19 protein-coding genes are annotated in these 18,422 nt (G+C 70.9%); 6 read left to right on the forward strand and 13 right to left on the reverse strand.

The genetic code is table 11. The annotated features are described in order from the left end of the window. Nucleotides 1–187 precede the first annotated feature (187 nt). Entirely contained in the window at nt 188–880 is a 693-nt protein-coding gene (locus tag B8W67_RS02875) for an iron-dependent transcriptional repressor DtxR (protein WP_069392564.1), read from the forward strand. Nucleotides 881–901: 21 nt separating this feature from the next. Here the strand turns inward: B8W67_RS02875 and B8W67_RS02880 are convergent, their stop codons facing one another. The 3 genes from B8W67_RS02880 to B8W67_RS02890 form a co-directional block, all read right to left on the reverse strand. Beyond that, the gene (locus B8W67_RS02880) at nt 902–1,951 is read right to left on the reverse strand and encodes a DUF4192 domain-containing protein (RefSeq protein ID WP_069392565.1); all 1,050 of its coding nucleotides are present in this window, start codon (nt 1,949–1,951) and stop codon (nt 902–904) included. A gap of 103 nt (nt 1,952–2,054) precedes the next feature. Next, nucleotides 2,055–2,789 (reverse strand): hypothetical protein, encoded by a 735-nt coding sequence (locus tag B8W67_RS02885; RefSeq protein ID WP_131814683.1) that lies wholly within the window; start codon nt 2,787–2,789, stop codon nt 2,055–2,057. A gap of 85 nt (nt 2,790–2,874) precedes the next feature. After that, nucleotides 2,875–3,222 carry a transglycosylase family protein gene (locus tag B8W67_RS02890; RefSeq protein WP_069392567.1) on the reverse strand — a complete coding sequence of 116 codons (348 nt, stop codon included), beginning with the start codon at nt 3,220–3,222 and terminating at the stop codon, nt 2,875–2,877. A gap of 592 nt (nt 3,223–3,814) precedes the next feature. Between B8W67_RS02890 and B8W67_RS02895 the strand changes: the two genes are divergently transcribed. Together B8W67_RS02895 and B8W67_RS02900 are read left to right on the forward strand one after the other, a co-directional pair. After that, nucleotides 3,815–4,789 carry a proteasome assembly chaperone family protein gene (locus B8W67_RS02895; RefSeq protein WP_069392568.1) on the forward strand — a complete coding sequence of 325 codons (975 nt, stop codon included), beginning with the start codon at nt 3,815–3,817 and terminating at the stop codon, nt 4,787–4,789. A gap of 31 nt (nt 4,790–4,820) precedes the next feature. Beyond that, nucleotides 4,821–5,507 carry a PhzF family protein gene (locus B8W67_RS02900; protein ID WP_085302205.1) on the forward strand — a complete coding sequence of 229 codons (687 nt, stop codon included), beginning with the start codon at nt 4,821–4,823 and terminating at the stop codon, nt 5,505–5,507. A gap of 42 nt (nt 5,508–5,549) precedes the next feature. On the opposite strand, the gene B8W67_RS02905 is transcribed toward B8W67_RS02900, so the two are convergent. The 3 genes from B8W67_RS02905 to B8W67_RS02915 all read right to left on the reverse strand — a co-directional run bounded on the left by B8W67_RS02905 (nt 5,550) and on the right by B8W67_RS02915 (nt 7,181). Beyond that, nucleotides 5,550–6,044 (reverse strand): peroxynitrite isomerase, encoded by a 495-nt coding sequence (locus tag B8W67_RS02905; RefSeq protein WP_069392570.1) that lies wholly within the window; start codon nt 6,042–6,044, stop codon nt 5,550–5,552. Between the two features lie 27 nt (nt 6,045–6,071). Further along, nucleotides 6,072–6,536, reverse strand: a complete 465-nt coding sequence (nrdR, locus tag B8W67_RS02910) for a transcriptional regulator NrdR (RefSeq protein ID WP_069392571.1) — start codon at nt 6,534–6,536, stop codon at nt 6,072–6,074. A 162-nt stretch (nt 6,537–6,698) separates the two neighbouring features. Next, on the reverse strand, nt 6,699–7,181 hold the full coding sequence (locus B8W67_RS02915) for a LysM peptidoglycan-binding domain-containing protein (RefSeq protein WP_069392572.1): 483 nt from the start codon (nt 7,179–7,181) through the stop codon (nt 6,699–6,701). Nucleotides 7,182–7,361: 180 nt separating this feature from the next. Here B8W67_RS02915 and lexA point away from each other — a divergent pair, with 180 nt between their 5' ends. Further along, nucleotides 7,362–8,051 carry a transcriptional repressor LexA gene (lexA, locus tag B8W67_RS02920; RefSeq protein WP_069392573.1) on the forward strand — a complete coding sequence of 230 codons (690 nt, stop codon included), beginning with the start codon at nt 7,362–7,364 and terminating at the stop codon, nt 8,049–8,051. Between the two features lie 38 nt (nt 8,052–8,089). Here the strand turns inward: lexA and B8W67_RS02925 are convergent, their stop codons facing one another. Beyond that, nucleotides 8,090–10,138, reverse strand: a complete 2,049-nt coding sequence (locus tag B8W67_RS02925; RefSeq protein WP_069392574.1) for an LGFP repeat-containing protein — start codon at nt 10,136–10,138, stop codon at nt 8,090–8,092. Between the two features lie 268 nt (nt 10,139–10,406). On the opposite strand from B8W67_RS02925, the gene B8W67_RS02930 reads away from it, so the two are divergent. Then, on the forward strand, nt 10,407–11,198 hold the full coding sequence (locus B8W67_RS02930; RefSeq protein ID WP_069392575.1) for a CoA transferase subunit A: 792 nt from the start codon (nt 10,407–10,409) through the stop codon (nt 11,196–11,198). Continuing rightward, entirely contained in the window at nt 11,195–11,833 is a 639-nt protein-coding gene (locus B8W67_RS02935) for a 3-oxoacid CoA-transferase subunit B (protein WP_069392576.1), read from the forward strand. Before B8W67_RS02930 ends, B8W67_RS02935 begins: the two co-directional genes overlap by 4 nt. 34 nt (nt 11,834–11,867) lie before the next feature. Here B8W67_RS02935 and B8W67_RS02940 read toward each other — a convergent pair whose 3' ends face one another. The 6 genes from B8W67_RS02940 to B8W67_RS02965 all read right to left on the reverse strand — a co-directional run bounded on the left by B8W67_RS02940 (nt 11,868) and on the right by B8W67_RS02965 (nt 18,066). Further along, entirely contained in the window at nt 11,868–13,028 is a 1,161-nt protein-coding gene (locus B8W67_RS02940) for an acyl-CoA dehydrogenase family protein (protein WP_069392577.1), read from the reverse strand. A gap of 102 nt (nt 13,029–13,130) precedes the next feature. Further along, on the reverse strand, nt 13,131–14,579 hold the full coding sequence (hflX, locus tag B8W67_RS02945) for a GTPase HflX (RefSeq protein WP_069392578.1): 1,449 nt from the start codon (nt 14,577–14,579) through the stop codon (nt 13,131–13,133). Between the two features lie 45 nt (nt 14,580–14,624). Next, nucleotides 14,625–15,491, reverse strand: a complete 867-nt coding sequence (gene dapF, locus B8W67_RS02950; protein WP_069392579.1) for a diaminopimelate epimerase — start codon at nt 15,489–15,491, stop codon at nt 14,625–14,627. Between the two features lie 4 nt (nt 15,492–15,495). Further along, the gene (miaA, locus tag B8W67_RS02955) at nt 15,496–16,428 is read right to left on the reverse strand and encodes a tRNA (adenosine(37)-N6)-dimethylallyltransferase MiaA (RefSeq protein ID WP_234806644.1); all 933 of its coding nucleotides are present in this window, start codon (nt 16,426–16,428) and stop codon (nt 15,496–15,498) included. After that, the gene (locus B8W67_RS02960) at nt 16,425–17,132 is read right to left on the reverse strand and encodes a class III extradiol ring-cleavage dioxygenase family protein (RefSeq protein WP_069392644.1); all 708 of its coding nucleotides are present in this window, start codon (nt 17,130–17,132) and stop codon (nt 16,425–16,427) included. The genes miaA and B8W67_RS02960 overlap by 4 nt, the downstream gene beginning before the upstream one ends. A gap of 10 nt (nt 17,133–17,142) precedes the next feature. After that, a complete protein-coding gene (locus B8W67_RS02965; protein WP_069392580.1) occupies nt 17,143–18,066 on the reverse strand; it encodes a DMT family transporter in 924 nt (307 codons plus the stop codon). Nucleotides 18,067–18,422: the final 356 nt, after the last annotated feature.

The raw sequence follows: 18,422 nt of genomic DNA on the forward strand, positions 1-18,422 counted from the left end.
CCGACAACGAGGCCGCACCGCGGCCATGCGCGAGACTATGCCCGTCGTGTCGACACGGCGGGCATAGTTTTGCGTCCCGGTGCGTTGCTGCCCGGTACGGGTGCGGCGCCCACACCCGAGCGCCGTGTGTAACGGGGTTTCTACGCAGCTCGCCAAGTAGACTGAGGGCGGCGACGAAGGATGTGGAATGAACGATCTGGTTGACACCACCGAGATGTACCTGCGGACGATTTACGACCTCGAAGAGGAGGGAGTGACACCGCTGCGTGCCCGGATCGCCGAGCGTTTGGAGCAGAGCGGGCCCACGGTGAGCCAGACCGTCTCGCGCATGGAGCGCGACGGGTTGCTGCGGGTGGCGGGCAACCGGCACCTGGAGCTGACCGACAAGGGGCGGGCCCTGGCCGTGGCGGTGATGCGCAAACACCGCCTCGCCGAGCGGCTGCTCGTCGACATCATCGGCCTGCCGTGGGAAGAGGTCCACGCCGAGGCCTGCCGCTGGGAGCACGTCATGAGCGATGACGTGGAGCGTCGGCTGGTCAAGGTCCTCAACAACCCGACCACCTCGCCGTTCGGTAACCCGATCCCGGGACTGAGCGAATTGGGCGTCGATCGCAAACTCGAGGCCGAGGGCGCCAACCTGGTGCGGTTGACCGAATTGCCGCAGGGTTCGCCGTCGGCGGTGGTGGTCCGCCAGCTCACCGAGCATGTGCAAGGCGACATGGATCTGATCGCGCGCCTGAAAGAGGCCGGGGTGGTGCCCAACGCGCGGGTGACCGTGGAGAACACCGCGGCCCACAGGGTGACCATCATCATGCCCGGCCATGAGAACGTCACCCTGCCGCACGAGATGGCCCACGCGGTCCTGGTGGAGAAGATTTAGCGAGCGCGGTGCGGCAGCGCCTCACGCCGGCCGGTCCAGGTGGCACGGGGCCGGCAGCGTGACACCGAGTCGCTGAGCCAGCCGGTATCCGGTCATCGCGAGACCCCGGATGCGCTCCGGGGGCATCCCGGACTGCAAGGCGGTGTCGAGCATGCCCGCCATCCGGTGCTCGGGGTGCTCCCGTAGTGCCGCCTCGAGAGCGACCCCGGCCAGCGCGCCGCTGCCGCGCACGTAGGCGCTGAAGGCCAGCAGCACCAACGCCTCCGCGCGCGGGCGTCCGGGCAGGATCTGCGCGAGCACGGTCCACAGGCTTTCGGCGGCGTCGGCGCTCTCCCCGATCGCCAGCCCGTAGAGGGCGTCGCGCACATCGACGTCAAGCAGCGCGCGTCCCATGCCGGCGATGTCGGCGTCGTCGAGGCGGTGGCCGTCGGCGTGGCGTTCGGCGGCGGTCAGGATCGCGGCGAGGTCGGCACGCCGGCGGGTGGCCCGGCTGAGCCGGCGTTTCGCCGGCGGTGGGGGCTCGCCCAGCAGGGCGGCGATCTGAGCGCGGCGCTGCGGGTCGCGGGTGCCGACTACCTCCTGCAGGTCGGCGCGGCTCCCGTAGAGGCGCCGGCCGGCGACCACCGCGGCCACCGCCAGCGGTGATGTCGCCGGGTCGTCGATCGCTCCCCCGGCTCCGCAGCGGTCGACGCAGTGCCAGCGCCCGCCGACGGCGATGCGATCGACGATGTGGGCGGCCCGCAACGCGATACCGCGGCGATCCAATGCCTCGCCGACGACGGCGCACAGCCGTTGATGGTCGCCGGCACACTCCGGGCAGGGCGCCCGGGCCGCGTCGACGATCACCACGATCATCGCCTCCGGATCGGCGACCGCGGCGACCGCGACCACGTCATCGATCCGATCGGGGAGATCGTCGGTGAGGTCCACCCGCAGCACCGGCCCGAGCATCCCGGCCGTCAGGGCTGCCAGCAACAGCGACCGCTCGGGTACGAAACCCAACACCGCCGGGATCGCGGCGATCAGCGCTCCCGGCCGGTTGAGCACAAAATCTGGTTCGTTGGTTGCCATAACGGTCACGGTGTCAATGCGCACCGTCGGCGCGCCGACACCGGATCGGCCCGACCGGCCCGAATCGGCCTGCGCTGTGGATGGCGCCCGCACTGGGGATGACTCAGCGGTGTCGCCGGGCGTGGAGCACGGCATCGAGAAAGACCTCATCGAGGGCCTCCGCGTCGGGGCCTACCGCGTCGGGGGCTTCCGCGTCCGGGCCTGCCGTGTCGGGGCCGGACCAGCTGGCGGTGACGCGGATGTCTTCGACCTGAGCGACCAGGGTGAGCAGCGACCGTGCCCGCGCCCCGTCGACCAGTTCGGTCTGGCGGACCGCGTAGCTGGCGTCAGCGTCCACCGGTGGTGCGGCGAGAATCTCGGGGCGCACCTCGGTGCGGAGCCCGCCGACCTCGACGGTGATCGTCGGGCAGGCCGCCAACTGGGCGCGCCGTTGCTCCAATGCACTGGCCGTGCGGGTGATCGCGACGGTCAGGGTGGCCCCCGTGCCGGGGTCGGTGCCGACGGTCGCCACCGCGTTGTGCGGTGGCCGGGCGGCCCGCGGGGGTGCGCACGACGGCGGGGTCACCACCGCGTCGGGTCCGGCTCCGTCGATCCGCCAGAGGCTGCGGTCGACGTCTTCGGCGGCGGAGAGGACCCGGGCGTCGTAGGGAGCCGGGAACCGTTCGGGGGCCAGCAACAGCGGTTCCAGTGGTGCCCGCGCGTCCGCGCCGAGATGCGCCGCCCCGCCGACCGAGCGACTACAGCCGACCATCGAGGTCGTGGCGGCCACCGCGCCGGCCACGATGCTCACAGCCACCGCGACGCGGGTGCGGCGGGAGGACATCACCGGCCTGGGCATCGGCCCCATGATGGCACCCCCGGGCGGGTACGCCCGTGAGGCGCGCGCCGTGTCCGGCGGTGTCTGCCCCGGTCGGCGCCCCGCCTCAGTGCGGGATCCAGCCCCAGACGGTCTTCGCGATCGAACGCAACGGCTTCGGCCAGTGCATCCGCGGAGCCTGCGGTTGCCCGGGTCCGCATTTCGGCCAGGCCTCGGGTCCCTGCGCCGCCAACACCCGGTTGGCGACCGCAATTTGTTCGTCGCGTGAGGCATCGGCGGGTGAGCCCTGTCCGCCGAATTCCTTCCAGGTCGATGGCTTGAATTGCAGGCCGCCGTAAAACCCGTTGCCGGTGTTGGCCGACCAATTGCCGTTCGATTCGCATTCGGCGACCGCATCCCAATTCACGCCGTCGGCCTGGGCGACCCCGACCGAGGAACCCAGCGCCATCATCATGCCTGCGGCCAGCGCACCGGATCGAAGCCAGGCGTGGTGGTGGTCATGGTGGTCATGGTGGTGATGCGGATCGGCCGGCGCGACACGCCGGCCCGCGACATTGCGGTCCATTCCCCAACCTCCGTGATAGAAGAAACACGTGTGATGAAAGAACCTAACGTGATCATTGTTGCCTATTGCAAGTTTATGTAATCAATGAGGCAAATGATTCAGAATTTGTTTCTGATGCATATGATGCATACGTTGTTTACCGTGTTAATTGTGTTTATTGATACATCTGTTATTTATGACCAGTCCTGATGTTTAAGTTATTTTTGTGCTTCTTGAGCTTGCCGTGACATGTGTTACTGGTGTGTCTGCTGAGCCGGTTCAGCGGTGAGCGAAACGGGTACCGGTGGGGAATGAGGCGCGGTGAGCGCCACGTTGTGGGGCCTTGAGAGGACGAGCACCGGAGAGTAGGCCGCCGGGCCCACCGTGCTCGGTCATATCCTTGAGGCACCCGGCCCGGCTCGCCGCCGCCACGTCGCGGCGGCGGGGCGGGTCGACGAGGACGACAGCGCACGGCCCCGACCGTGCCGAGGAGGCGAAAACGATGGGACAGGATCGGCAGTTCAGCCCCGACCACGCCCAACCCGACCACAGTGGAATGTACGAACTGGAGTTTCCGGCACCGCAGGTGTCCTCCCCCGACGGCCGCGGACCGGTGCTCATCCACGCCCTGGAAGGGTTCTCCGACGCCGGGCACGCGATCCGTCTGGTCAGCGCGCACCTCAAGGAGTCCCTCGACAGCGAACTGGTGGCGTCGTTCGCCATCGACGAACTGCTCGACTACCGGTCGCGGCGACCGCTGATGACGTTCAAGACCGACCGCTTCACCCACTACGCGCAACCGCAGCTGGATCTGCACGCCATGCGTGACAGCGCGGGGACCCCCTTCCTGCTGTTGGCCGGACTGGAGCCGGATCTCAAATGGGAGCGGTTCATCACCGCGGTGCGCCTGCTGGCCGAACGCCTCGGAGTGCGCCAGACCATCGGCCTGGGCACCATTCCGATGGCGGTGCCGCACACCCGGCCGGTCACGATGACCGCCCACTCCAACAACCGCGAGCTCATCGGCGACCACCCGTCCTGGGTGACCGAGGTGCAGGTGCCGGCGAGCGCGTCGAACCTGCTGGAGTACCGGCTGGCCCAGCACGGACACGAAGTCGTGGGATACACCGTGCACGTGCCGCATTACCTGAGCCAGACCGACTACCCGGCGGCGGCGTTGGCGCTGGTCAACGAGGTGGCCAAGACCGGTTCGCTGCAGATCCCGGTGGACAGCCTCGCCGAGGCGGCCGCCGAGATCACCGGTCGTATCGATGAGCAGGTCGCCGGCAACGAGGAGGTCGCCCAGGTCGTCGGCGCCCTTGAGCAGCAATACGATGCGTTCGTCGCCGCCCAGGAGAACCGCTCGCTGCTCGCCCGCGACGAGGAGTTGCCCAGCGGCGACGAATTGGGCGCGGCGTTCGAGCAGTTCTTGGCTCAGGAGGCTCGCAAGTCACGCGGGCCCGAAGACCCGGCCTGAACGCCGCCGGACCCACCCGGACGGGAGCGACATGGCTATCGACGTCACCGTGGCGCGGGTGTTCACCGACGCCCGGGGCGATTACGGGAATCGGCTGGGCATCGTTGACGCGGCGGCCCTGCAGCCCGAGGATCGACCGCGGCTGGCCGCCCACTTGGGGTACAGCGAAACGATTTTCGTCGCGCTGCCCGAGCCCGGGGCCACCACCGCCCGCGCGCGCATCTACACCCCCGCCGCGGAGTTGCCGTTCGCCGGGCATCCGGCGATCGGGCTCAGCTGGTGGCTCCGCGAGATCGGGCGCCCGATCCGCACGCTCCAGCTTCCGGCCGGCGTGGTCCCGGTGTCCTACCACGGCGCGCGCACCACGGTCAGTGCCCGCGCCGAGTGGTCCCCGGAGTTCGCCATGCACCAGGTGGGCTCACCGGCTGAGGTGATGGCCGCCGAACCCAGCGACTTCCCCGACACCGTCGCCCACTACCTGTGGGCGTGGCACGACGAGGCCGCCGCGGTGGTGCGCGCGCGGATGTTCGCACCGCCGCTCGGCGTCCTCGAAGATGAGGCGACCGGATCGGCCGCGGTGCGGCTGACCGACACGCTGCAGCGCGACCTGTCGATCATCCAGGGCCGTGGCTCGCGCATCGAGACCGTGTGGGGCGCCGACGGATGGATCCACCTCAGCGGACTGGTCGTCGGCGAGGGCCCGATGAGCGTGGTCTGAACAGACCTCTAGCCGACCGACGTGGCCGCGTGCAGCGCCGGATCAGCGCTGCCGGTGCAGCACCGCCCGCAGGTGATTCTGCTCGGGCTGGCCCACGGCACCCATGCCCACCGTGTAGCTGAGCACGTCGCCGTCGATGCGCAGCGAGCGGTTCAACTCCCGGACCTCCTTGGCGCTGGGGCTCAACCCGATCGCGGTGGCCTGCAATGCCATGGTGATCACCGCGTCGGCCACGGCGTAGTCGCCGGCCTCGATCTCGGTGATCCCGGTGGGATGGGCCACGATCCATTCCACCGTGCCCGGACGGGGGACCCGAAGGTAGCCGACCTCGGCATGGAGCGGGCGATCGTCGACGACCGCTCGGGTGGTCTGCCGGTAGGTGAAAAACGGCTTCCCGACATGGCCGAACACGACGGTCTCGTGGTAGTCGAACGCCGTGATTGTCGGATACACCCCGCGTCCCTGACCGGACCAGGTCCCCAGCAGCGGCGCCAACTCGACCAGGTTCGGGTGCAGGTCGGGCTCGGGTGTGCTCACAGTGGGCGAGCCTAGTCGCTGCGCCGCTCAGGGCGTGTTGGCCACGCGCCGGTGCTCGCGCAGGGTCTCGATCTCGCGTTCGAAATCCTCCGCGGAGGTGAACGACCGGTACACCGAGGCGAACCGCAGGTAGGCGACCTCATCGAGGTCGCGCAGCGGCGCCAGGATCGCCAGCCCGACCTCGTTGCTGGGGATCTCGGCGGACCCACTGGCGCGCACCACGTCCTCGACCTTCTGGGCCAGCAGGTTCAGGGCGTCGTCGTCGACCGCCCGGCCCTGGCAGGCGCGGCGCACGCCGCTGACGACCTTCTCGCGGCTGAACGGTTCGGTCACCCCGCTGCGTTTGACCACCGCCAGCACCGCGGTCTCCACCGTGGTGAACCGTCGGCCGCACTCCGGGCAGGAGCGTCGGCGCCGGATGGCCTGGCCCTCGTCGGTCTCCCGGGAATCGACCACACGGGAGTCGGGGTGCCGGCAGAACGGACAGTGCATCACCGCTCCTTCGCCGCGCCGGGGGCCGGGGTTGTCGATCGCCCCCGAGAATACCTGCGCGAGCGTCGGCGGAACGAGCGTACCCGCCGCACGACCGCACTCACCACCGTCACCGCCACCCCCGCCGCGGGCTCGACGCAGGCTTGCCACCGCACGCACTGCTTAACCCACCGGGGCGATCAGGGTTTGACCGGCCTCGACCACGGTGGAGTCCAGGTCGTTGAGGTCCCGGATCGCGGCGACCACCGGACCGGCCGGCGACCCGGGCGCGACACGACGGGCCAACTGCGCCAACGTCTCCCCGGTCTGCACCCGCACCACCGCCAACTCGGTGGGCACCGACGTGGGAGCGCCCGCGGTGACCGCGGCGCCGAACTGGGCCACGATCCCCAGCCAGACGGTGATCAGCGCGGCCACCAGCGCCAACATGACCGTGGTCACCGGGGTCACGCCGCGGCGGCGGTGCGGGGCGCGCGAGACCAGCACGCCGGTGCCGCGGTAGCGCACCGGGCGCCCACCCGGGCGGGTCGGCTGCGGCGCGCGGCGCCGGGCCGTGCAGGTGCGCCGTTGGCCGGCGGGGCCGACCTGCACCGGCTGAGCCCGCCGCGCGGAGGGGGTCGGCAACTGGGGGTCGATGACGGTCATGGCGTGTCCTTCCGGTCGACAATTCGCTTGTGCGTTCGAATGTAACCGACTAACCAAGCGAAATTCGAACGTGTTATCGAACTGTTGTAGAACACATGAGCGATCCTCGACGGGCCGGATGCCGCGACACACGTCGAACACGTGTTTGATCTCGTCGGGGGGTGCGGCTACATTCGGGATATGAGCGACAGCAGCGGCACGCCCCCGGGCCGGCCGACCGGCGCCGATTCGGCGCTGACCGACCGGCAGCGCACCATCCTCACCGTCATCCGCGCCTCGGTCACCGAGCGCGGCTATCCACCCAGCATCCGCGAGATCGGCGATGCGGTCGGGCTGACCTCGACCTCATCGGTCGCCCACCAGTTGCGCACGCTGGAGCGCAAGGGCTATCTGCGCCGCGACCCCAACCGGCCGCGGGCGGTCGATGTGCGCGGCGTCGATGACGCCGACCTGCCGCGCGCCCGCACCGAGGTGGCCGGTTCGGACAGCCTGCCGGAACCGATGTTCGTCCCGGTGCTCGGCCGTATCGCCGCCGGCGGCCCGATCCTGGCCGAGGAGGCCGTCGAGGACGTGTTCCCGCTGCCCCGCGAACTGGTCGGCGACGGCGCCCTGTTCCTGTTGAAGGTGGTCGGCGAGTCGATGGTCGACGCGGCGATCTGCGATGGTGACTGGGTGGTGGTGCGCCAGCAGAGCGTGGCCGACAACGGTGACATCGTCGCGGCCATGATCGACGGCGAGGCCACGGTCAAAACGTTCAAGCACACCGCCGGGCAGGTCTGGTTGATGCCGCACAACCCGGCCTTCGATCCGATCCCGGGCAACGACGCCGCGATCCTCGGCAAGGTCGTGACGGTGATCCGCAAGATCTGAGCGGTCCGCCCCGCCCGCGCTCGGCCTTTACTCGGCCTTTACTCGGCCTTGAGGAACCCGTTGGCCTGGGCGATCGTCTCGGTGGCGAACCAGACCTCGGCCAACGTGTCGTGGTAGAGCGGGTTGTCCGGGGTGTAGTAGAGACCCGAGACCGTGTTGGCCTTGATCGGGAAACCCTCCGGCGCCTGGTAGGGGTCGCTCAGCGGCAGATGCACCGCCGGTTGCGCGGCGGGGTGATCGCGCGGGTCGTCGACACCGCCGTCCGGGTAGGGGCTGGGGATGTAGTCCTCCGATGGACGCCCCTGCTCGGCCGGGTCGACCGCGGAGTGCCGCCCGGTGCTCACCGCCGTGACCCCGGGCAGCGGGGTCGGCGCGGTGTCGACGTCGTCGGGGTTCTCCCCGTCGAGCATCTCCAGGTCCTCGTCGTCGCCGTGATGGATCCGGTGATCGAAGTCGGGGGCGAAGTAGTCGCCGGGATCGTGGCTGACCACCGGGGCGTGTTCCTCGGCCCCGGCACGGTGCGCCCAGGCGACCCGGGTGGGCAGCTCGGTGTCCTCCGGTTCGGTGGTCGACACCGGTTCGGTCAGGTCGAAGAACGATTCACCGAACGGTGGCGCCTCGTCGTCGTCGTCGCCGATCGGGTCGAACTGGTCGGCGTGGTCGGGTTCGGGCGCCCACGGTTCGTCGTCGAGAGCCACCGGGGCGGCTGCGGCGGCCCGGGCGCTGGGGCGCCGCGAGGCCGGCTGGGTGATCTCGTCGCGCTGATGGCGCCACCGCGCCAGCCAGGCGAGCAGCCCCGCCAACAGCAGCACCCCGATGCTCACCGGCAGCCACCACCAGTGCCAGCTGATGGCGTGGTCGGCGCCGCCGGAGGTCGGCGCGCTCGCCGCGCCCAGCCCGGGCACCTGCAGGCCCGCCAGCGAGGCGGCGAGGTTGCCCGGCTCGGTGGTGAAGCTGTTCTCCGCCTGATTCCAGGAGATGACGCCGTCGGCGAACTTCTGTTCGACCAGGTCCCCGTCGATGGTCTGGTCGCCGACCGGGGCGCCGAGGTCGCCGGCGGCGCCGCCGAGCTTGTCCCAGGCGGCCTTGATCGCGCCGCGCACCACGAACGCCCCGTGCTCGGAGCTCCAGAAGATCACCGGGTGGTCGGGGGCGCTGAACGCGCTGATCTGGCTGTCGGCGCCGAGGCCGCCCTCGGCGGGGTTGGCCGTAGGGAAACCGAGATCGCTGCCGGCCGGGCCGCCGAGCGACTCGTATTTCGCCAGGACGTCGCCCTCGACCGCGTTGGCCCCGGTGCCGGGGGTGTAGTAGATCTTGCCGCCGGCGAACGCCTGCACGGTGCCGTCGGGTCCGATCGGCTCGGGGTCGCCTGCCCGGGCACCGAGCGGGCCCGCCCCCGCCCCCAGCGCACGCCACGTGGCGTTGATCGCGTCGGTCGGGTTGACCTCGAAGGTCACGTCGGCGAGCTGGTCGGCCAGCTCCGGCGGCGCGGTGGTGTAGGCGTGGGTTTTGCGGTTCCACGACAGTTGCCCGGCCGCGAACGACTGGGTGATGACGTCGCCGTCGAACGATTCGTCCGACGACGGCGCCCCCAGCGCGCCCGCCGAGCTGCCCAGGGCGTCCCAGGCGGCGTTGATCGGACCGCGCACCACGAAGGCGCCGTGCTCGGGGGTGAAGTAGATCAGCGGGTTGTCGGTGGCCGAGAAGGAGATGAACTGGCTGTCGGGGACCGCGGCGCCGTCGGTCTGGTCCATGTCCGGAAAACCCAGGTCGGATCCGGCGGGACCGCCGAGCGACTCGTATTTGTCCAGGATCGGCCCGTACATCGGATGCGCCCCGGTCTCCGGGGTGAAGAAGATTTTGCCGCCGGTGAAGTCCCCAGCGAATCCGGCCCCGACCGGGTAGACGTCACCCTGGGGGCCGCCGAGCCGCGACTCGTTGCCGCCGGCAGCCTCCCACGCGGCAGTGATCGCGTCGTAGGCGTCGGTCTCCGGTGACGCTGCTGCGGTGGGGGTCAACAGCGCGGTCGCCACCGCGGTGCCGATCACCGCCGTGGCCAGGGTCGCACCATGGAGCCATCGGCTCATCCGACTTCGCTGCTTTCTCACCCAGCCTCCCCGGCCTGTCGTGTTCACTGCAATTACGGTCGCATCGGCCGTCGGTAGTTACGGTCGCACCGGTCATCATCGCGCTTCCCCGGCCGGAATTGCGAACCGATCGGCATGTTCGGGCGGAAATGGATACCAACCTGATGTCGAATCGATGCACGAAGGTCGCCGCCGCGGCCCTCAACCGAAGCGGCCCCGCGCCCCCGGTAACCTCACAGCCGGCCGATTCGACGACCGGGAGCACCTCATGGGCCTGAACAAGGTAGTGGCCAGCGCCGCCGGCGCGGTGGCCGACATCGCCGACGGCGCCAGCCTCGCCGTCGGCGGGTTCGGCCTGGCCGGCATCCCGTGGGTCCTCATCGACGCGGTGCGCAGCCAGGGGGCCGGCGGGTTGACCGTGGTGTCGAACAACTGCGGCGTCGACGGCGCCGGACTGGGCCTGCTGCTGGAGGCCCAGCGCATCAGCCGGGTCATCGCCTCCTATGTCGGCGAGAACAAGGAGTTCGCCCGCCAGTATCTGGCCGGGGAGCTGACGTTGGAGCTGACACCGCAGGGCACGCTCGCCGAGCGGCTGCGGGCCGGCGGGGCGGGAATCGGGGCGTTCTACACCCCGACCGGGGTGGGCACCCTGGTCGCCGAGGGCGGGTTGCCGTGGCGCTACGACGGCTCCGGCGGCATCGCACTGGCCTCCCCCGCCAAGGAGGTACGCACCTTCGGCGGGCGCGAGATGGTGCTCGAGGAGGGCATCGTCACCGACTACGCGCTGGTGCGCGCCGCGGTCGCCGACACCGCCGGAAACTGCCGGTTCCACGCCGCGGCCCGCAACTTCAATCCGCCGGCCGCCATGGCCGGGCGCATCACGGTGGTCGAGGCCGAACAGGTCGTCGACGCCGGCACCCTCGACCCCGATGCGGTGCACCTGCCGGGGGTGTTCGTGCAGCGGGTGGTGGCCCTGACCGCCGCGCAGGCCGCCGACAAACGGATCGAGCAACGCACCACCCGGCCGTATCCGGGAACCGATCAGGAGGCCCGGCCATGAGTTGGAGTCGCACCGAGATGGCCGCGCGCGCCGCCGCCGAACTGCACCCCGGCGACTACGTCAACCTCGGGATCGGCCTGCCCACCCTGGTGCCCGATCAGCTGCCGGCGGACTCGGGGGTCACCCTGCACGCGGAGAACGGCATCCTCGGGGTGGGTCCGTTCCCCTACCCCGACGAGGTCGATCCTGACCTGATCAACGCCGGCAAACAGACGGTGTCGGTGCTGGCGGGGGCGGCGTATTTCGATTCGGCGGCCAGCTTCGCCATGATCCGCGGCGGGCACCTGGATGTGGCCGTCCTGGGTGGCATGCAGGTCGCCGGCACCGGCGATCTGGCCAACTGGATGGTGCCCGGGGCCATGGTCAAGGGGATGGGTGGGGCGATGGACCTGGTCAACGGCACCGCCCGCATCATCGTGCTGATGGAGCACCGCACCAAGACCGGCGCCGCCCGCCTCGTCGAGGCGTGCGATCTGCCGCTGACCGGGCGTGGGGTGGTCAGCCGCGTCATCACCGATCTCGGCGTCTTCGACGTCACCGGCGCCGGGTTCGCGCTGCGGGAGTTGGCCCCCGACGTCGATCTGGCGACCGTGACCGCGGCCACCGCCGCACCGCTGGTCGATCGGCGCGGGTGAGCAGACCTGACCGCGGTCACCGAGTCGCCGCAGGTCACACCCCCAGGCTGCGGCCGATGATCTCCTTCATGACCTCGGTGGTGCCCCCGTAGATGGTCTGCACCCGCGCATCGAGGAACGCCCGGGCGATCGGGTATTCGCGCATGTAGCCGTAGCCGCCGTGCAGCTGCAGACACCGGTCGATCAGGTGCACCTGTTTCTCGGTGGCGTACCACTTGGCCATCGCGGCCTGCTCGACGGTGAGCGCCTCATCGAGGTGCAGCCGGATGAACTCGTCGACCATCATCCGCACCACGGTGGCCTCGGTGGCCAACTCGGCCAGCAGGAACCGGCTGTTCTGGAAGCTGCCGATCGGCTTGCCGAACGCCTTGCGCTCCTTGGTGTAGGCCAGGGTCTCCTCGAGCACCTTCTCCATCGCGGCGGCGGCCATGATCGCGATCGAGATGCGCTCCTGGGGCAGGTTCTGCATCAGGTAGATGAAGCCCATGCCCTCCTCGCCGAGCAGGTTCTCCGCCGGAACCTTGACGTCGGTGAACGACAGCTCCGCGGTGTCCTGGGCGTCCAGGCCGATCTTGTCGAGGTGGCGGCCCCGCTCGAAGCCCTCCATCCCGCGTTCCACCACGAGCAGGGAGAACCCCTGCGCGCCCTTGTCGGGATCGGTCTGGGCGACCACGATGACCAAATCGGAGTGGATGCCGTTGGTGATGAAGGTCTTCGAGCCGTTGAGGATGTAGTGGTCACCGTCTTTGACCGCGCGGGTCTTGATGCCCTGCAGGTCGCTGCCGGTGCCCGGCTCGGTCATCGCGATCGCGGTGATCAGCTCACCGGTGCAGAATTTCGGCAGCCAGCGCTGCTTTTGTTCCTCGGTGGCCAGGCGCAGCAGGTAGGGCGCCACCACGTCGTTGTGCAGCGAGAAGCCGATCCCGCTGTAGCGCCCCGCGGTGGTCTCCTCGGTGATGATCGTGTTGTAGCGGAAGTCCGGGTTACCGCCGCCGCCGTACTCCTCGGGCACCGCCATCCCCAGGAAGCCCTGCTTGCCGGCCTCCAGCCACACTCCCCGGTCGACGATCTTGGCCTTCTCCCACTCCTCGTGGAACGGGGCGACGTGGCGATCCAAAAAGCCGCGGTAGGACTCGCGGAACAGGTCGTGCTCGGCCTCGAACAGGGTGCGCTGGAATTTGACGGGGCTGGCCATCGGGACCTCCGGACGTGTGGGTAGACAGGACGCACCGACGAGGATAAACCAACCGGATGGTTGGGCGAACCGGCGGTCCGGGTCACCGCCCGGCGCGCGGGCTCAGGCGGTGCTGAAATCCTGCAGCGCGGCCGCCAGCGCCACCGGCACCCGCGCGGTGATCCGGGTGCCGACCGGCCCGTGTTCGGCGCTGTCGACCACCCCGTCGGTGTGCAGCCGCGCCACCAGATCGCCGCGCTCATACGGGATGGTCACGTCGACGGCGGTGAGGGCCGCCGGAAGCAGGGCGGTCAGTCGTTCCCGCAGCTCGGGCAGGCCCGCACCGGTATGTGCGGAGACGAACACCGCGTCGGGGATGGCGCGGCGCAACTGGGTGAGCAACACCGGGTCGGCGACGTCGATCTTGTTGACCACCAGCAATTCCGGCGGGCGACGGCCGTCGTGGTCGGCGATCACCTCACCGATCACCGCGCGCACCGCGTCGATCTGGGCCAGCGGGTTGGCGTCGGCGCCGTCGACGACGTGCAGCAGCAGATCGGCGTCGGTGACTTCTTCCAACGTGGACCGGAACGCCTCGACCAGTTGGGTGGGCAGGTGACGCACGAAGCCGACGGTGTCGGTGAGCACGAACGGGTGCTGGCCGGTCTCCGGATCGAGGACACCGCGGCGGGTGGTCGGATCCAAGGTGGCGAACAGCGCGTCCTCCACCAGCACCCCGGCCCCGGTGAGCGCGTTGAGCAGGCTGGATTTGCCCGCGTTGGTGTAGCCGACCAGCGCGATCGCCGGAATGGCGGCGTCGCGACGGCGGCGGCGTTTGGTGTCGCGGACCGTCTTCATCGCCCTGATGTCGCGGCGCAGTTTGGCCATCCGTTCCCGGATGCGGCGCCGGTCGGTCTCGATCTTGGTCTCCCCCGGCCCGCGCAGCCCCACGCCGCCGCCGCTGCCGCCGGCGCGCCCCCCGGCCTGCCGGGACATCGACTCACCCCAGCCACGCAGCCGGGGCAGCATGTACTCCATCTGCGCCAGCGTCACCTGGGCTTTGCCTTCCCGGCTGGTGGCGTGCTGGGCGAAGATGTCGAGGATCAGCGCGGTGCGGTCGATGACCTTGACCCGCACCGCCTTCTCCAGCGCGGTCAGCTGCGCCGGGGACAGTTCCCCGTCGCAGATGACGGTGTCGGCGCCGGTGGCCAGCACCACTTCCCGAAGCTCCACTGTCTTGCCGGATCCGATGTAGGTCGACGGGTCGGGTTTGTCGCGCCGCTGAATGAGCGCCTCGAGCACTTGGGATCCGGCGGTCTCGGCCAGCGCGGCGAGCTCGGCCATGCTGGCCTCCGCGGCGGCCGCGCCACCGTGGGTCCACACCCCGACCAGCACCACCCGTTCCAGGCGCAACTGGCGGTATTCGACCTCGGAGACGTCGGCGAGTTCGGTGGAGAGCCCGGCGACGCGGCGCAGGGCGGCCCGGTCGTCGAGGGCCATTTCGCCGGTGCTCGGCGTGGCGGGCGGGCTATGGGGATGATCGGGGCGATCAGGGCTATCGGGGCTAGTCATCGTCGCCTCCGATGATGCCGGTCGCGGCGCCGCGGCGCATCCGAATTATTGTCCGGCCCACCAATCCTGCGCGATCTCGCCGTGGGCGACCAGCACCGAGGGGCCGCGCAGATAGCTGGTGGTGTCGGTGACGGTGACCGCAACCTCCCCGCCGGGCACCCGCACCCGCAGCGCTCCGGTGTCCGCACCGAGGGCGGCCAGGGCCGCGACCGTCGCCGCGACGGTCCCGGTGCCGCAGGAGCGGGTCTCCCCCACCCCGCGCTCGTGGACCCGCATGTGCACCGCCCCGTCGGCCGGGGCGGTGAGGATCTCCACGTTGACCCCGTCGGGGAACTGGGCGGTGTCGTAGGCCACCGGCGCGGCGACGTCGAGGGCGGCCAATTCGGTGTCGCTGAGGTCGACGTCCACGCACGCCAGGTGCGGGTTGCCGACGTCGACGGCGATCCCGGTGAAGTCGTGGCCGCCGACGCTGGCCCAGCCGGTGCCGCCGCGACGGGCCGGGCCCATCTCCACGGTGACGTCGGCGGTCAGGTCGTCGGCGTGGTGCACCGTGACCGGGCGGGGCCCGGCCAGCGATGCCACGGTGAACTCCGTGCGCGTCTCCAGTCCCGCGGCACGCAGATAGTGGGCGAACACCCGCACCCCGTTGCCGCACATCTGCGCGGTGGATCCGTCGGCGTTGCGGTAGTCCATGTACCAGTCGTCGTCGGCGACGCCGTCGGGCAGCCGGTCGAGGACCCCGGCCGCGGTGGCCGCGCCGGCGGTGGTGACCCGCAGCACCCCGTCGGCGCCGAGTCCGCGGTGACGGTCGCAGAGCGCGGCCACCGCCGAGACCGACAGGTCCACCGCCGCGGGCAGGTCGGCCAGCACCACGAAGTCGTTCTCGGTGCCGTGTCCCTTGGCGAATCTCACCTGTTCAGGATACGGGTCGCCAGTATCGCAGCGCCGCGTCCACCGGTGGGTCCGCCGCCGCGTCCAGCCAGTGGATGCGGTGGTCGCGGCGAAACCACGACCGCTGCCGACGCACGTACCGGCGGGTGCCGGTGAACGTCTGTTCGCGGGCGGCGCTCAGCGTCGCCGGTCCGCCCCCGGCATCCAGCGCGGCGATCACCTGGGCGTAGCCCAGCGCCCGGGCCGCTGTCACCCCGTCACGCAGGCCTTCGCGCAGCAATCCGCGGACCTCATCGACCAGGCCGCGGTCGAACATCTGGTCGGTGCGCCGGGCCAGGCGCTCGTCGAGAATGTCGGTGGCGCAGTCCAATCCGATAATCACCGCGTCCCAGCGGGGCCGGCCGATGCGCGGGGCCGACGCGGCGAACGGCTGACCGGTCAGGGTCACCACCTCCAGGGCCCGCACGATGCGGCGGCCGTCGGTGGGCAGGATCGCCGCGGCCGCGGCCGGGTCCCGCTCGGCGAGTTCGGTGTGCAACGCGGCGGCCCCGGCGGCGGCCAGCCGCGCCTCGTAGCGGGCGCGCACCGCCGGGTCGGTGGCCGGGAACGCCCAGTCGTCGAGCAGGGCCTGGAGGTAGAGCATCGATCCGCCGACCAGGATCGGGTGTGCCCCACGCGCCCGGATCGCCTCGATGTCGGCGGCGGCGCCGCGCTGGTAGGCGGCGACGGTGGCCGTCTCGGTCACGTCGAGCACATCGAGTTGATGGTGGGGGACCCGCCGGCGCTCGGCCGGCGAGACCTTGGCGGTGCCGATGTCCATGCCGCGGTAGAGCTGCATCGCGTCGGCGTTGACGATCTCCACCCGGTCGACGCGCTCGGCGAGCGCGAGCGCCAGCGCGGATTTGCCGGTACCGGTGGGTCCGACGATCGCCAGCGGCCGGTGCTGCGGGGTGCTCACGGCACCCAGGTGCCCACGAAGTAGCCGACACCGTACGGTGCGGCGCAATACAGCTCGGTGGCGCCGCGGGGGCCGGGCTCGGTCAGGCCGGCCAGCGCCGCGAAGGCCGCCCGCCCACCGATCGCCGTCGGCAGTGCGCTCAGCGCCGCGGTGTCACCGCGGCGCAGAGCCTGCTCGAGGTCCTGCTGGGCACCGCGATCGGCGGGCCGGTGCCCACCGGGTGCGGCGGGGGTCAACGTGATGGCGCCGTCGGCGACGACCAGCGCCCCGACCGGCTCCGATGACCGGTCCACGGTGGCGCGCAGCCGACGTCCGGCGGCGTGGGCGCGCGCCGGGTGATCGGCGTAGACGTGCACCTCGGCGCGGATGTCCGGGTCGGCTGCCGCCCGCACCCACCCGGCGATCAACGCACACAGCGGCAGCGGCTGGGGATCGGCCCCGGTGTCGGTCCCGTTCGGGCCCAGGGCCACCGGGACGTCCCGGCCGAACCCGGCGAAGGTGCCGGTGGCGGAGGTGGCGATGACGGCGTCGGCGTCGCCGCAGCCGAGCACCACCCAGCGCGGCGGCAGTGCGGCCGCCGCGGCGTGCACCGCCGCCCGCAGCCCGGTGAGTTCGGCGTCCTCGGCGTCCTCGACGTCGGAGGCCCCGGCGAGCTCGGGGACCAGCACCGGGGCCGACGGGATGATCGCGACCGCCGTCAACACCGACACCACGCTAACCGGTGGACGGCAGCGGCTCCGACCAGGTGGTGTCCCTGCCCCCGGACCGGGCGGCCATGGTGGCGGCCTCCCCGCGGGCCAACGCCACCGTCGCCACGACCACCATCACGACCCCGATGGCGACCGCCACGTCCTCGGTGCCGCCCGCGTCGATGGTCTCGTTGAGCAGCAGCACCCCGAGCACGGTGGCGACCAGCGGTTTGGCCACCGTAATCGTCGGCATCGAGGCGGTGAGCGCCCCGGCGCGAAACGACGACTGCTGGAATATCATCCCGGCCAGCGTCGCCGCCAGCCAGGGCAGCAGCTCGGGGGCCCGCAGCACCGCCATCGCGCCGTCGGCGCGCAGGGTGTCGACGAGCACCTTGGTCAGCACCGCGAACACCGCCAGCGAGGTGCCGGCGACCACCGCGAGCAGCACCGCCGCGGCGGGGCGTCCGGAGAAGATCCGGGCGACCACCACGCAGGCCACCAGCGCCGAGACCAGCACGACACCGACGGTGATCCACATCGCACTCGGGGCGCGGTGGCTGCCTTCCTCGGGGTCGCCGACGATGACCACCACCGCCAGAGCGGCGGCGAGCACCGCGGCCCACCACCATTCGGCGCGGCTGACACCGTGACGGGTGAGTCGGGCGTAGATCGGCAACGCGAACAGCAAGGCCGTGACCTGCAGCCCGGTCACCAGCATCACCGAGCCGTACACCAGCGCGGCGGCCTGCAGCCCGTAGTTGGCGACCGCGGCCACCCCGCCGCCCCAGAACCGCACGTCACGCAGCGACATCCGGAACAGTTCCAGGTGCCCGACCCGTTCCTTGTCGGTGACCTCCTGCGCGGAGCGCTGCCGGATCACGTCCCCGATCGCCGAGGCCAGCGCCGCGCACAGCGCCAGCGCCACGGCGATGATCGCGTTCGTTGTCATTAGCTCGCAGGTCTCCTCAACGGACGTCCGGTCCGCGGTGAACGCACCCCCGGATCGGGGCGTGTCACGGCGGCCGACGTGACGCCGGCCACCACTCGGTCAGACTCTCGGGGGGCTACACTACCGGCCGGTACCGGGGAACCCCCGAACAACTCGGTCTCGATCGGGCCTCGGAACCCGCGACGGCCGGGGCGCCCAAGGTGGCGGCGGATCGACCGGCAAGCTGCTTGAATACTGGTGGGTGCCGCAGCGCCACCCAGCGCTGCCTCACCGCGTCCGGCCAGGGGCCGGTCACCAGATGTAAGCGACGGCGCCGCACTGCGCGGCAGGAACGCGGGGTGATCCCGCCGAGAGTA

The organism is Mycolicibacillus koreensis (assembly GCF_002104795.1).
In the GTDB taxonomy this organism is placed as follows: domain Bacteria; phylum Actinomycetota; class Actinomycetes; order Mycobacteriales; family Mycobacteriaceae; genus Mycobacterium; species Mycobacterium koreense.